The organism is Streptomyces sp. NBC_01408, from assembly GCF_026340255.1.
In the GTDB taxonomy this organism is placed as follows: Bacteria; Actinomycetota; Actinomycetes; order Streptomycetales; family Streptomycetaceae; genus Streptomyces.
The window spans coordinates 797,222-810,730 of the sequence record NZ_JAPEPJ010000002.1 but is presented as its reverse complement, the minus strand read 5'-3'; the positions used below and the strand labels follow the sequence as shown (position 1 = coordinate 810,730).

General features: G+C 71.9%; 11 protein-coding genes. 9 read left to right on the top strand and 2 right to left on the bottom strand.

Annotated elements, in window-relative coordinates; genetic code table 11:
- Nucleotides 1-292: 292 nt before the first annotated feature.
- The 6 genes from OG447_RS25800 (at nt 293) to OG447_RS25775 (ending at nt 7,233) form a co-directional block, all read left to right on the top strand.
- Complete coding sequence (locus OG447_RS25800) at nt 293-1,357, top strand: gluconolaconase (RefSeq protein WP_266939661.1); 1,065 nt, start codon at nt 293-295, stop codon at nt 1,355-1,357.
- Between the two features lie 19 nt (nt 1,358-1,376).
- Nucleotides 1,377-2,537, top strand: a complete 1,161-nt coding sequence (locus OG447_RS25795) for a hypothetical protein (RefSeq protein WP_266939660.1) — start codon at nt 1,377-1,379, stop codon at nt 2,535-2,537.
- A gap of 234 nt (nt 2,538-2,771) precedes the next feature.
- Nucleotides 2,772-4,796 (top strand): FAD-dependent oxidoreductase, encoded by a 2,025-nt coding sequence (locus OG447_RS25790; RefSeq protein ID WP_266939658.1) that lies wholly within the window; start codon nt 2,772-2,774, stop codon nt 4,794-4,796.
- An 80-nt stretch (nt 4,797-4,876) separates the two neighbouring features.
- Nucleotides 4,877-5,290: a PaaI family thioesterase gene (locus OG447_RS25785; RefSeq protein WP_266939656.1), complete on the top strand. Its 414-nt coding sequence runs from the start codon at nt 4,877-4,879 to the stop codon at nt 5,288-5,290.
- A gap of 76 nt (nt 5,291-5,366) precedes the next feature.
- A complete protein-coding gene (locus tag OG447_RS25780) occupies nt 5,367-6,728 on the top strand; it encodes an MFS transporter (protein ID WP_266939655.1) in 1,362 nt (453 codons plus the stop codon).
- 49 nt (nt 6,729-6,777) lie between these two features.
- Nucleotides 6,778-7,233, top strand: coding sequence for an SRPBCC family protein (locus OG447_RS25775; RefSeq protein ID WP_266939654.1), 456 nt, complete (start codon nt 6,778-6,780; stop codon nt 7,231-7,233).
- A gap of 89 nt (nt 7,234-7,322) precedes the next feature.
- On the opposite strand, the gene OG447_RS25770 is transcribed toward OG447_RS25775, so the two are convergent.
- Together OG447_RS25770 and OG447_RS25765 are read right to left on the bottom strand one after the other, a co-directional pair.
- Nucleotides 7,323-8,927, bottom strand: coding sequence for an alpha/beta hydrolase (locus OG447_RS25770; RefSeq protein ID WP_266939653.1), 1,605 nt, complete (start codon nt 8,925-8,927; stop codon nt 7,323-7,325).
- Between the two features lie 167 nt (nt 8,928-9,094).
- Entirely contained in the window at nt 9,095-10,006 is a 912-nt protein-coding gene (locus tag OG447_RS25765) for a hypothetical protein (protein WP_266939651.1), read from the bottom strand.
- Between the two features lie 119 nt (nt 10,007-10,125).
- Here OG447_RS25765 and OG447_RS25760 point away from each other — a divergent pair, with 119 nt between their 5' ends.
- From OG447_RS25760 to OG447_RS25750, 3 genes are read left to right on the top strand one after another with little or no spacing between them, the layout of a single operon-like run.
- Nucleotides 10,126-10,719: a Pvc16 family protein gene (locus OG447_RS25760; RefSeq protein ID WP_266939649.1), complete on the top strand. Its 594-nt coding sequence runs from the start codon at nt 10,126-10,128 to the stop codon at nt 10,717-10,719.
- Nucleotides 10,716-11,588 carry a hypothetical protein gene (locus OG447_RS25755; protein ID WP_266939647.1) on the top strand — a complete coding sequence of 291 codons (873 nt, stop codon included), beginning with the start codon at nt 10,716-10,718 and terminating at the stop codon, nt 11,586-11,588. The genes OG447_RS25760 and OG447_RS25755 overlap by 4 nt, the downstream gene beginning before the upstream one ends.
- Before the next feature lie 25 nt (nt 11,589-11,613).
- Nucleotides 11,614-13,497 (top strand): phage tail sheath subtilisin-like domain-containing protein, encoded by a 1,884-nt coding sequence (locus tag OG447_RS25750; RefSeq protein WP_266939645.1) that lies wholly within the window; start codon nt 11,614-11,616, stop codon nt 13,495-13,497.
- Nucleotides 13,498-13,509 lie beyond the last annotated feature (12 nt).

The following is a 13,509-nucleotide window of genomic DNA, read 5'->3' as shown; positions in this document are numbered from 1 at the left end:
ATGTGGGGCCGGCGGCGCCCGGGCGGCCACGGACCGTAGTTCCGGACACCTCGCGGTGCCGTGCCGTTACCGACGGTCACGGCACCGCGTTTGTGGATCTTGGCCCCAAGGATCAAGGAAATGGTTCGCCCGGGACGGCGGGCCGACGCGGGAACGCGCCGGCCCGATCGTGATCAAGCGCCTGGTCAGCGGCGTTTGTCCGATTGTCGCCCGGTGGCGAGTTCAGCCCGGTGTTCATCCGCCGCCGGATGCGTAGCGTCACTGATCAGCGACGCAGGGAGGGCTGAAGAGCATGGGCACCAGCAGTATGAAGAACGATGTGGGCACGGCCTACATCAACGACGTATTTATGCGCCATCCATTGACCACGCGAAACCAAGAGGAACTCGAAATCGCCGCAAGGGCCGCCGGCATCCTCCAGCGGAACCAACTGCGGAACAAATTCAAGAGGACCCCCCAGGGCGGGGGCAAGCAGATCGACCCGATCGGGTTCTCCCTCAACAAGGTGCGCTACGGCGGATTCCCAGAGGAAGAGGCGACCGCGCAAGAGCGTGGCTGGCGCGCCTATATGAATGTCGGCGTACCGGTCGTCGAAGAGCGGAGCGACATCCAGCAGCCCCCTCCCGACATGATCTCCAAGCAGACGTACATCAATGGCACCGACCCGATCAAAATCACCGTGACGGACACGGTCGAATTCTCGATCTCGAACACGATCAGCTGGTCGCTGCAAGGGGAGGTGAAGCTCACCTTCGGGGCGAAGTCCATCGCATCGCTCCAGCAGCAGCTCGCGAAGAGCATGGAGATGAAGCAGTACCAGAAGACCACCCTGCTCAACAGCAAGGACAACCAGGGCGTCAACACGGAGTCCCAGACGGAGGCGACGAGCAACACCACGGCCACGAGTTCCGTCACCGGCACCGGGGAGTTGTGGGGAGAGCTCCTGCTCGGGATCACCGGATCCGTCAGTGGTTCCCTCACCACCGAATGGAAGCACCAGTCGGCGGTCAGTTTCGAAGTCATGAGCCGGGCGGACGTGATGGCCACGACGCGTCGCCAGATCCGCCAGTTCGACTATGAATTCCCCGTCACCTTCGGCGGCTGGGTCGCCTTGTACTATCCCGAGCCGGTGGAGGTGACGGAGACTCCGTCGAAGGCTCCCGGCCCGAAGCACTCCAGGGTCATCGCGTGGAAACTCGGCGAGTCCGCCCTCGATGCCGGCCGCTTCGACCTGGCCGACGAGGGAAAGCGGTTCCTGCAGAAGGGGACGGCCGAGATCGTCGCTGTCCGTACCGGAGAACACCGGGTTTTCCAGCCGGAAGTGCTCGACTACCAGAACCAGAAGCAGCCCCTCTAAGGGGCCGGGAGGAAACCCCATGTCCTTCAAGAACATCTTTGACAACGGCGGAGACGAGGCCGGTTCCGCCGACAAGTCCGCTCAGGCGCTGGGCAAGGACACTCCAGGAGCCGGGGACGTCTCGGAGGCCGTGCGCAAGCTGGAGAGTGAGCGGGACCCGTGGCTCGTGCGCCAGACCGCGCACGGGGCGTTCGACGTCATGGGTTTCCTGGGCCCGCTCTTCCAGAACGCCCAGGGCATGGCCGCCGCGCAGCGTCAGGTCTCCGAAGACCCCGGTTCGACCTCCACCATGGCCTCGGCGACCACGAAGGCGTTCGGACCGCCGAAGGTGAGCATCGGCGACGCGGACATGCCGAAGCTCGAAGACCTGTCGGAGCTCATCGGCAAGAAGAAGAGCCACGCCCTCATCGCGACGGGTCTGGGAACATCCGAAGGCCTGGCGGTCGACCCGGCGTTGAACACGGTGTACGTCGCCGACCGGGGCGGACAGAAGCTGTACGCGGTGAAGGCCGACACCGGCGCCCAGCGCGTGGTCGCGAGCGCCCTGGGCGAGGTCGGCGATGTGCGGGTGGACGGCCAGGGCGCGGCGTACGTCGCCGACTACAGCGGCGGGCGCCTGCTCGCGGTGGACCTGCATAAGGGCACCTTCCGCAAGGTCGCCGACGTGGCGTACGCGTACGGCGTCGCGCTCGACGCGGCGGGCAAGGCCTATGTCGCCAGCTGGCTCGACGGGCAGCTGTTCGCCGTCGACCTGCCGGGCGGACAGAAGCAGGCGATCGCCACCGCCCTGGGGCAGGGCACCGGCGGCGTGGAGCTGGACGGGCGGGGCAAGGCGTACGTCGGACGGAAGGACGGCGGCGGCCACCTGTACGAGGTCGACCTGGCCGCCCGCACCCACCGCGTCGTGACCAACCTTCCCGGGGCGAGCACCATCCGCGTGGCCCTCGACGGCGCCGGCCGGGCCTACACCATCGACCACCTGAACGGCGGGCGCCTGCACGAGATCACCCTCGCGGACGGCGCGCAGCGCGTGGTGGCCACCGGCCTGGGGACCTGCGAGGGCCTCGCGCTGGACACCGTCAACGGGTGGATCTACGTCAGCAACCGTGAAGGCCAGCTGTGGCAGATCAACCAGCGCGCCACCCAGGCCCTGGGCGGCGTCGGCAAGGTCCTGCCCTAGGGGGTGTCCGGCTGCAATCCCTGGCCGCCCCCGCCTGCTCGTCCAGGCCGGGGGCGCGCTGGGTGGGGCGCGCCGGGTGGGGCGGAGTGAACTCCGCCACAGCGGGAGCGGGCCGGGCCCGGGTGCGCCGGGGTTTCGGGGCGGACCGCTGCCGTCTGGTTATGCACTTAGTTGCAAAACCGTCCTCCCCTCGCTAGAACAGGTTCATCACCCCCGCGCGAGGAGGCGCCCCTCATGAGTTCCCAGAGCCGGTACCCGCACCTGCTGAGCCCCTTGGACCTCGGCTTCACCACCCTGCCGAACCGCGTGATCATGGGGTCGATGCACACCGGCCTCGAAGAGCACCAGGGCGGTTTCGAGCGCCTCGCCGCCTTCTACGCCGAGCGCGCCCGCGGCGGCGCCGGGCTGATCGTCACCGGCGGCATCGCCCCGAACGACGCCGGGCGCCCCTTCGAGGGCGGCTCCCGCCTCACCACCGAGGAGGAGGCCGCCGAGCACCGGGTGATCACCGAGGCGGTGCACGCCGAGGGCGGGAAGATCGCCATGCAGATCCTCCACTTCGGCCGCTACGCCTACCACAAGGACCTGGTCGCCCCCAGCGCCCTCCAGGCCCCCATCAGCCCCTTCGTCCCGAACGAGCTCACCGACATCGAGGTCGAGCGCACCGTGGAGGACTTCGTCCGGGCCGCCCGCCTGGCCAAGCTCGCGGGCTACGACGGCGTCGAGATCATGGGCTCCGAGGGCTACCTGATCAACGAGTTCATTGCCGCCGCCACCAACAAGCGCACCGACCGCTGGGGCGGCGCGTACGAAAACCGCGTCCGCTTCCCGCTGGAGATCGTCCGCCGCACCCGCGCGGCCGTCGGCGAGGACTTCATCCTGATCTACCGGCTGTCCATGCTGGACCTGATCCCGGGCGGCTCCACCCTGGACGAGGTCGTCCACCTCGCCAAGGAGATCGAGGCGGCCGGCGCCACCATCATCAACACCGGCATCGGCTGGCACGAGGCCCGTATCCCCACCATCGCCACCTCCGTGCCGCGCGGCGCCTACACCTGGGTCACCAAGCGGCTGATGGGCGCCGTCTCCGTCCCCCTCGTCACCAGCAACCGCATCAACACCCCCGAGATCGCGGAGGAGTTGCTCGCCGACGGGCGCGCCGACCTGGTCTCGCTCGCCCGCCCCTTCCTGGCCGACGCCGATTTCGTCGCCAAGGCCGCCGCGGGCCGCCCCGAGACCATCAACACCTGCATCGGCTGCAACCAGGCCTGCCTCGACCACACCTTCAGCGGCAAGATCACCAGCTGCCTGGTCAATCCGCGCGCCTGCCACGAGACCGAACTGGTCCTGTCGCCCACGCAGTTGAAGAAGCGCGTCGCCGTCGTCGGCGCCGGCCCGGCAGGCCTCGCCTGCGCCGTCTCCGCCGCCGGACGCGGCCACGCCGTCACCCTCTTCGAGGCCTCCGGCCACATCGGCGGCCAGCTCGACATCGCCCGCCGCATCCCGGGCAAGGAGGAGTTCGAGGAGACCATCCGCTACTACGGCACGCAGCTCGCCGAGAGCGGCGTCGAGGTCCGCCTGAACACCCGCGCGGACGTGCCGACCCTCCAGGGCTACGACGAGGTCGTCGTCGCCACCGGGGTCACCCCCCGCACCCCCGCCATCGACGGCGTGGACCACGCCAGCGTCGTCACCTACCTCGACGTGCTGCGCGACGGCGCCCCCGTGGGCGAGCGCGTCGCAGTCGTCGGCGCCGGCGGCATCGGCTTCGACGTGGCCGAGTACCTCACCGACAGCGGCGAGGGCGCCTCGCAGGACCCCGCCGTCTACTTCCGGCACTGGGGCGTCGACACCGAGTACGCCGGCCCCGGCGGCCTCACCGCCCCCGCCCGCCCCGCGCCCCCGCGCCAGGTCCACCTGCTCCAGCGCAAGGCCACCAAGGTCGGCGCGGGCCTCGGCACCACCACCGGCTGGATCCACCGCGCGGAACTCAAGCACCGCGGCGTGGTCTCCGTCGCCGGGGCCACGTACGAGCGCATCGACGACGAGGGCCTGCACATCACCGTCGACGGCGAGCAGCGCCTCGTGCCCGCCGACACGGTGGTGCTCTGCACCGGCCAGGAGCCGCGCCGCGACCTGTACGAGGCGCTGCGCGCGGCCGGGGTCGAGGCGCACCTCATCGGCGGCGCCGACGTGGCCGCCGAGCTCGACGCCAAGCGGGCGATCCGGCAGGGCACGGAGCTGGCCGCCGCGCTCTGACCGCGGGAGATCCTCCCGGAAGTGAACCTCCTCGCTCCAGGGTGTTGTGGCGGCCCGGCCCGGGCCGCCACAATCTCCCGGTGACGCTGACACCGGCAGACGCCGACAAGATCCTCGCCGACCACTTCGCCCCCTGGGTACAGGCCCTCGGCCTGACCGTCCAGGAGACCGGCGAGCGGCACGCCGTCCTGCGGCTGCCCTGGTCCGACACCCTGGCCCGGGACGGCGGCGGGCTGTCGGGGCAGGCCCTGATGGCGGCCGCCGACACCGCCACCGTCGTCGCGATCTCCGCCGCGCGCGGGGAGTACGGGCCGATGACCACCGTCCAGCAGTCGACGAGCTTCCAGCGGCCGGTGGTCGGCGCGGACGTACTGGTGCACGTACGGGTGACCAAGCTCGGCCGGCGGATGGCCTTCGCCGACGTCACCATGACCCCCGAGGGTGCCCAGGAGCCCGCCGCCACGGCCTCCACCGTCTACGCCCTGCTCGGCTGACGGACCCCGCGGCCGGGGCCGCGCCGCCGAAAAGCACGCGACACCCCGGGACGGTCTCACCTACCGTCCCGGGGTGATGAGCCGAAGAGCGCGAGGGCGACCGGGGCACCGCGAGCGACCCGACGAGGACCACGAGCGGCCCGAGCGCCGCCCGCTGGGGCGGAACAAGGACTTCAACGTCTTCTGGCTCGGCCAGGCACTGTCCGTCATCGGCGGCTCCGTCTCGCTGCTCGCGCTTCCGCTGCTCGTCCTCCACGCCACCGGGTCCCTCGTCCAGATGGGCCTGGTCACCGTCGTCTCCGCGGCCACCGGCATCGTCACGGGGGTGTTCGCCGGATACGTGGTCGACCGCGTCGACCGCCGCCGGCTCATGATCGTCTGCGATCTGGCCCGCGGACTGCTGCTCGGCGCGGTGCCGTTGCTCTGGCTGGCCGGGCCGCGGATCTGGCTGCTCTACGTACTGACAGCGCTGGTCGGCGTGTTGCGGACGCTCTTCGACGTGGCCTACGTGACGGCGGTGCCGAACCTCGTACGCCCGCAGGACCTCACCGCCGCCAACGGCCGGCTGATGAGCACCTTCGCCGTCGGGACCCTGCTCGGCCCGGTGGCCGCCGGCTTCCTCACGGCCGCGGTGGGGGCGGACTGGGCGCTGGCCCTGGACGGGGCGACCTTCCTCGTCTCCGCCGCCAGCCTGGGATGGGTCAGGTTCGACCGCCCGGCCGACCGTCCCGCCGCGGACACGGCGCGGGCCGGGGCGCGGGAGGGAATGTTCCGGGAGGTGTTCGTCGTAGGCTTCCGCTTCCTCTGGGCCCACCCGCTGCTGCGCCCGCTGACGGTACTGCTCACCCTGCTGACCTTCGTCACCATGGGCGCCACCGACCTGCTGATCTACCGGGTCCAGCACGACCTCGGCCAGGACGCCGCGACCCTGGGCTACGTGATCGCCGCGGGCGGGGCCGGCAGCCTCCTCGCCGCCTTCACCGCCGGCACGCTGCGCCGGGTCTTCGGCTTCGGCGCCTGCTGGCTGACCTCGGTCGCGATGTTCGGCCTGGCGGTGGCCGGCACCGGCGTCAGCCGCAGCGTGCCGCTGATCGCCGCGCTGACCGCCGTATCCATGTTCGGCCTGACCCTCGGCGGGGTGTGCAGCATGACGCTGCGTCAGGAGCTGACCCCGGACCACCTTCTCGGCCGGGTGACCTCCGCCTTCTGGACCGTGCACAACGCCTCGGGCCCGGTGGGCGCGGCCGTGCTCACGCTGCTGGCCGCCCGGCACGGAGTTCCGGTGGTCAGCCTGGGCGGCGGGGCGTTCTGCCTGCTGATCCTCGTATGCGGGCTGCTCACCCCGCTGCGCGGCAGCCGGATCGGGGCGGCCGCGCCGCCCGCCGGGCCGGGGCCCGTTCCGCGCGGTGCGCGGGCGGGGCGGTCGACGCGCGCATAGGGTGCTGCTCTGCCGTCATGGATCGCGAGTACCGCACCGAGGAGCCGACATGTCCGGACAGTTCGAGGCCAGCGTCGACATCGACCGGCCCGTCGAAAAGGTCTTCGCCTACCTTGCCGACGGGCGCAACGACCCCGAATTCAGCCCGCGCGTCCAGCAGATCACCAAGACCCCGGACGGGCCGACCGCGCTGGGCACCGTCTTCCGCAGCACCGTCAAGGACGCCGGGATGAAGACCGGCCGCGAGTTCCGCATCGTCGGCTTCGAACCGCCGGGCCTGATCCGCTGGACGGAGCAGAGCAAGAACCTGGTGACGGCCGAGGGCGGCTACGACCTGGAGGCCCTGCCCGGCGGCCGCACCCGGGTCCGCATCTTCAACACCCTCGAAGGGCACGGCCTCGGCCGGCTCCTGGTCGGGTTCGCGCTGAGCGCGGCCCGCAAGGACGCCCCCGACTTCGGCCGCCGCATCAAGGCGGCCGTGGAGGCGTCCTCGTCCCCGTCCTGAGCCGGCCGGACCGGTCAGAACCGCAGGGTCGGAACCGCGGGATCAGAAGAGAACCGCGGGATCAGAACCGCGGGATCAGAACCGCGGGATCAGAACCGTCCGGGCCCGCCCGGGATCGGCAGCGGCTTCTGCGGAGTCAGCGACTCCCGCTGCTGCTCGGTGCCCGGCGGGTTCTGGCAGGTCACGTTCCCGGCGGGCAGCCGTCCCGTGGCCAGGTAGTCGTTGACGGGCGCGTTGGCGCAGGAGTTGGGGTCGGCGAGGTACACACCGTGGCCCTCACCACCCGCCACCAGCACCATCCGGGAGCCCTTCAGCGCACGGTGCATGCCCAGACCGCTGACCAGCGGGGTCTGCGAGTCCCACTCGTTCTGCACGGTCAGCACGTTCGCCTTGGTCCGCATCGGCGTGGCCGCCTCGACCGGCCGCTGCCAGAAGGCGCACGGCATGACGTTGGAGACGAAGTCCCCGTACAGCGGGTACCTGGCCTTGTTCTTCGCGGCGTCCCGCTCGTACTGCTCCGTGTAGCGGGGCCAGTTGCCCGTGTCCCCGCACGCCACGGACAGGAAGACGGCCGTGGCGTTGTCCGCGGGCGGTTCCGGGCTCCGGCCGGCCGCCGGCTTCGGGGCCGGCTCGGCGGCGCTGCCCGTGGTGAGCAGCCTCTTCACGTCCCCCACGGTGGAGGGATCGGGCTGCGGCGTGCCCTCGGCCGCCGCCTTGAGGGCCACGACGACGGGGGTGGCCTGCGCCGGGTAGAAGAACAGTGCCCGTGCACCGCGGATGTCGTCGCCCGTGAGCTTGAGCCCCTCGAACTCGATCGGCTCCCGGTCGGCGCGCGCCACCAGCCCCCAGAAGGTGTCGGAGACCGCCTTCGGGGTGTCGCCCAGCCGGTACTCGGCCGAGCGCTCGGCCGCCCACCCGGTCCAGCGGGTGAAGGCGGGCTCGGCCTCGGACGCCCACACCTGGAGCATCCCGCGCCAGATGCGCTGCGGGTCCACACCGCTGTCGAGCACGAAGCGGTCGGTCCGGTCCGGGAACATCTGCGTGTACACCGAGCCCAGGTAGGTCCCGTACGAATAGCCCACGTACGAGATCTTCCGCTCGCCCAGCACCGTACGGATCGTGTCCATGTCGCGGGCCGTGTTGCGGGTGGTGATGTGGGGCAGCACCGCCCCGGCCTTCTCCTGGCACTTGTCGGCGACGGTGCGCGCCCAGTCCACGTCGGAGGGGAAGCTCTCCGGCCGGTACGGCCGCAGGAAGTTCTGCTCCTCGTCCGTCAGCCCGCAGCTGACCGGGCTGCTGGCGCCGACCCCGCGCGGGTCGAAGCCGATGAGGTCGTACTGGTCGCGGACGTCCTTGGGCATCGACTCGTTCATCATCAGGGGCATGTCGAGCCCCGAACCGCCGGGGCCACCGGGGTTGAACAGCATCACGCCGTGCCGCTTGGCCGGGTTCTCGCTCTTGATCCGGGACAGGGCGATGTCGATGGTGCGCCCGGTGGGACGCCGGTAGTCGAGCGGGACCTTGATGGTGGCGCATTCGTACGAGGCCGGCAGGTCGGGGCTGCAACGCTGCCACGAGGGGTTCTGCTTGAGGTACTCGGCCGCCGGGGCGGCGGAGGCCTGCGTCGCGGCCAGCAGGGGCACGGTGGTTGCTATGAGTCCGGCGGTGGCGAGCAGCGGTGCGAGGCGTTTCATGCGCACGTTGCCGTTTCCTTTCGCTGAAGTCGCTTACGCGCTCACCCTGTTGCATGCGGCGGCACGGGCGAATCATCCCGGAGGTCGGCCTTCATGCGTCTCACGAACGAGGCGATATCAGGACGAGTGGCCGACGCGCCGTTCGATTTCCGGTGGGGACCGTCGCCTCAGGCGGCCGCCGGGTCCTCCGCCGCGTCCCCTTCCCGCGCCTCGGCGGGGTGCTTCGGCGGGCAGGGCGGGCACTCCCGGAGGTAGACCGCCAGGACCTCCTCCAGCGTCTGGGCCTGCTTGCGTGCGCAGGCGGCCTTGCGGGCCTCCTCCTTGCAGACGAGTTCCGCCTTGGCACCCTCGAGGGCGGCGATGGCCTTCGAGCCCTTCAGGACGCAGAGCAGCAGCTCGCACAGGCACGCGACGTAGGCCGAGACGGTTCCGAAGCCCCGCCACACCTCCTCCGCACGGCGGCGCAGGATCAGCAGCCGGGCGTAGAGGCGTACGACGTCCTTCCCGGTCACCGGGTCGGAGGCGTCGGCCAGCAGCCGGGCCGCGTCCGCCGTGATCTGCGCGGCGCGCGCGGGCAGTTCCGTACGCTCCTCGTCCAGCCGCTCGAAGCAGGCGGCGGCCCATTCGACCTCGGTGGCGTACCGGGCGATCCGGGCGGACAGGGAGGCGACGGTGTCGTCCTCCCCGACCTCGCCGTCGAAGGAGCAGTCGCACTCCCCGGCGCAGCAGCCCCAGCCGCCCGCACACTTCCTGATGTCGCCGAACACCTCGTCGACGGCCTCCGCCAGGCATTCCTTCTGGTCCCGGGGGATCCGGCAGCGGATCTGCTCCAGCACCGTGTCCAGCGTGGCGTCCGCCGCGTCGAGATCACCCTGAGCGGCATCCCTGGCCTTGGAGTACTCGGTCCGGGCGCTGTCGAACTTCTCCTTGAACTCCTTCAGCCGGGGCAGGCGTTCCTCGGTGACCTCTGCCCGGCGGCTGATCCCCTTGGAGCTGCACGTGAGGTCGTCGATGGCGCCGAGGTCGCACGAGCCGCCCGTGCTGGAACGGTCCGGCGTGTTCTGGTGGGTGCTGCTCATGATGGGCTCTCCTGGTCGAGGGGGCAGGCGCACCGAGTGTGGGCCCGGCGGTGTCACCGGCCCGTCGCCCGGCCGTCCCCGCAACGCTGGCGTGACGGGGCGGGCCGCAGCATCGGCCCATGGCTGGATACCGGGCACTCGCCGCAGTGGGGCGCAGCGTCGTCGACCTGCTCAACCGGCGCTTCCTCGACGAGATCCCCGCGGGCCCGCGTCCGGAGGCCGTCCTGGCCGGGCCCGTGGACTTCGACAAGGTGGACACGCCGGGCGCCGTGATCCGCCATCCCGCCGTGTCCGTGTACTGCTACCGGCTCAGCATCGACCGCGAGACCCGCCCGTCCTGCGCCGCGATGGCCGCCCAGGACGGCACGGCCCGGCTGCCGCTGAGGATGCACCTGCTGATCGCCGCCTGGGACCGGTTCGTCGAGGCGGAGCTGGAATGGCTCGGCCTCGCCGCGCTCGCCCTGGAGAGCGAGGGCCCGCTCACCGGTCCCCTCCTCCACCCCAGCGGCGACTGGGGAGCCGGGGACGCGGTGCAGATCGTCCCCGACGACCTGGCGATGGACTCGATGAGCGAGGCCTTCCAGGCGATGACCACCGACTACCGGCTCTGCCTGCCCTATCTCGCCCGGGTCATCCGCATCGACGGACGGCCCGGCCGGACGGCGGACGAGGTCACCGTCGTCGCGTCCGGGACCTCGGGGACGGGCCGATGACGCGGGAGGGCGGCCGCCGGATCACCGTCGAGGCCGGTGAGGTGGACGTACTGCACCGGCTCGCGCTGGCCGTCCGCCCGCTCGACGCCCGCAACCGGGGCCCGGCCGGTCCCGGCCTGCGGGTGGGCCGTGAGGCCGGGCGGGTGCCCGGCCGCCGCGACCGCGCCGCGGCACCCGTCCGGCCGCTGGAGAACCACGGAGCCACCGGCTTCGTCCTGCGGCACGGCACGACGGGCGCCCTCGGCGCGAGCGTGACCGTACGCGTGGACGACCCGGCCCGCCGCTGGGTCCCGCGGCGGTTCTCCGTACCGCTGTGGACCCTCGCCGAACTCACCGGCGCCGACGCCCGCCCGCCGGCCGCCGCCCCCGTCCGCGCCGCGGCCCGGCTGCTGGCCCCCTGGCTGCTGCCCGGGCCCGCCTACCCGGTGCCGCAGGGCATGACCGGCATGCGCCTGCGGGTCACCCGCGGCGGCGAACCGGTGCGCTGGCCACGGGTGGACGCGTTCGGCGAGGGCGGCGTCCGGATCGGCTGGGCCCACGGTGACGAGCACGGACAGGTGCTGCTCCTGATCGACGGCGGCGGGGCCCTCACGTACCCCATGCCCTCGCCCTACGCCGTCGCGCTGCGCACGTACGCCCCGGACCCGGCGACGGCCCCGCCCCCGGACCCGCTCGACCCGCTGGCCGACCTGGTGGCCGAGCCGGTCACCCGCAGCGCCTCCCCGCCCCGGCCGCAGGACCTCGACAACGGGCTGCTGCGCGGCACCGACGTGCCGGCCGGGTACCGCACCGCCGCCGCGGACACCGTCCGCCCGCTCACCGTCGGCCAGGTGGTGCACGCCGACGACCTGCCCCACACCACCGCCTGACCCCCGCGCCCGAGGAGATCCGCCCATGCCCGAGTACCTGACACCCGGCGTCTACGTCGAGGAGACCAGCTTCCGCTCGCGGTCCGTCGAAGGCGTGCCGACCAGCACCTTCGGGATGACCGGGCGCACCGAGTACGGGCCCGTCCCGTACAGCCTGCCCGCCCCGGCCGACCCCACCGTGCTGCCCGGGGCGACCCTGGTCACGAGCTTCACCGAGTACGAACGCGCCTTCGGCGGACTCAAGATCGGCGACACGGAATGCCAACTGGCCCTGGCTGCCCGGGCGTTCTTCGCCAACGGCGGGCGACGGCTGTACGTGGCCCGGGTCTTCGCCTTCACCCGGTCCACCGGTGCGACCCCCGCCATCGACGTCCCCAGGAACTTCGCCTCCCTCGCCTTCCCCGCCTCCGGCAACCCGCTGCTGCGCTGGCGCGCCCGCTGGCCTGGCTCCGCGGGCGCGCGGATCAGCGTCGGGGTCACCTTCCGGCGCGGCAAGAACATCCTCGTCCCCGACGGCGGGGCGGGCGCGCCGCCCCGCCTCACCGGCGTGCGGCCGGGAGCGGCCGTGGAGGTGGCTGCCCTGGCCGCCGACGGACGGGCGCCGGTCCTCGGCGACGAGACGCCGCCGCAGCAGGGCAACGTCCGCTTCGTAGTCCGGGGCGCCGACGGGGTACTGGGGTACGGGAAGCCCGACGGCTCCTTCGAGCCCGTGACCCCCGGGACGGCCGCTTTCCACCTCACCCTCGCCGTCACCGTACGGCTCGGCGACCGCGTCGACGTCTACAACGAGCTCGAACTCGGCCAAGAGCACCCGCGGGCCGTCAGCCGGGTCCTGGACGCGGTGGACCCCGCCGACGAGTTCTCGCTGGTCTGGCTGCAGACCGTACGGCCCGCGACCGGGCAGCCCCCGGTCGCGGCGGGGGCCCTGCTGGCCGCGCTGCTCGGCGCGGGCCGCGGCGCGTTCCTCACCGGGGGAGGCGACGGGGAGCCGCTCACCGCGCAGGACCTCCTCGGCCAGGCCGCCAACCCGGACAGCCTCGCCGACCCCGCCCGCGGGCTCGGCGCGCTCGGCGAGGTCGACGACATCGCCATCGTCGCCGTCCCGGACACCGTGGACCTGTCCGACGGCGAGCAGAAGACCGCCGTCGACCACCTCATCGCACACTGCGAGCGGCTGCGCTACCGGATGGCGGTCGTCGACCCGCCCAGGAACAGCTCCCCTTCCGAAGTGCGCCGGTTCCGGGCCCAGTTCGACACCAAGTACGCGGCCCTCTACTACCCCTGGGTCCGCATCACCGACCCGAGCCTGCGGCCCGACCCGGGAGCCCCCGCGCCCCTCCTGGAGGTGCCGCCCTCCGGCTACGTCGCGGGCGTCTACGCCCGCAGCGACATCGAACGCGGGGTGCACAAGGCCCCTGCCAACGAAGTCCTCCTCGGCATCAACGACTTCAGCACGAACGTCACCTACGACCGGCAGTCGGTGCTCAACCCCGAGGGGATCAACGCCCTGCGCTTCTTCGAAGGCCGCGCCCGCCGTGTGTGGGGCGCCCGGACCATGAGCTCCGACCCCGAGTGGAAGTACGTCAACGTCCGCAGGCTCTTCATCTACCTCGAGCACTCCATCGACAAGTCGACCCAGTGGGCGGTCTTCGAGCCGAACAACGAGCGGCTGTGGGCCTCCGTCCGGCAGACCATCGAGGACTTCCTGATCGCGACCTGGCGCACCGGCGCCCTCATGGGCACCAAGCCCGAAGAGGCCTTCTTCGTCCGCTGCGACCGCACCACCATGACCCAGAACGACCTCGACAACGGCCGCCTGATCTGCCTCATCGGCGTGGCGCCCACCTACCCCGCGGAGTTCGTCGTGTTCCGCATCGGACAGTTCACCGCCGACGCGCAGCGCGGCTGAGCGCAGACCAGG

Excerpts from the sequence above, each read along its gene's own strand:
- OG447_RS25800 (WP_266939661.1), top strand. The coding sequence starts at position 293 with ATGGGCACCAGCAGTATGAAGAACGATGTGGGCACGGCCTACATCAAC.
- OG447_RS25795 (WP_266939660.1), top strand. The coding sequence starts at position 1,377 with ATGTCCTTCAAGAACATCTTTGACAACGGCGGAGACGAGGCCGGTTCC.
- OG447_RS25790 (WP_266939658.1), top strand. The coding sequence starts at position 2,772 with ATGAGTTCCCAGAGCCGGTACCCGCACCTGCTGAGCCCCTTGGACCTC.
- OG447_RS25780 (WP_266939655.1), top strand. The coding sequence starts at position 5,367 with ATGAGCCGAAGAGCGCGAGGGCGACCGGGGCACCGCGAGCGACCCGAC.
- OG447_RS25775 (WP_266939654.1), top strand. The coding sequence starts at position 6,778 with ATGTCCGGACAGTTCGAGGCCAGCGTCGACATCGACCGGCCCGTCGAA.
- OG447_RS25770 (WP_266939653.1), bottom strand. The coding sequence starts at position 8,927 with ATGAAACGCCTCGCACCGCTGCTCGCCACCGCCGGACTCATAGCAACC.
- OG447_RS25765 (WP_266939651.1), bottom strand. The coding sequence starts at position 10,006 with ATGAGCAGCACCCACCAGAACACGCCGGACCGTTCCAGCACGGGCGGC.
- OG447_RS25760 (WP_266939649.1), top strand. The coding sequence starts at position 10,126 with ATGGCTGGATACCGGGCACTCGCCGCAGTGGGGCGCAGCGTCGTCGAC.
- OG447_RS25755 (WP_266939647.1), top strand. The coding sequence starts at position 10,716 with ATGACGCGGGAGGGCGGCCGCCGGATCACCGTCGAGGCCGGTGAGGTG.
- OG447_RS25750 (WP_266939645.1), top strand. The coding sequence starts at position 11,614 with ATGCCCGAGTACCTGACACCCGGCGTCTACGTCGAGGAGACCAGCTTC.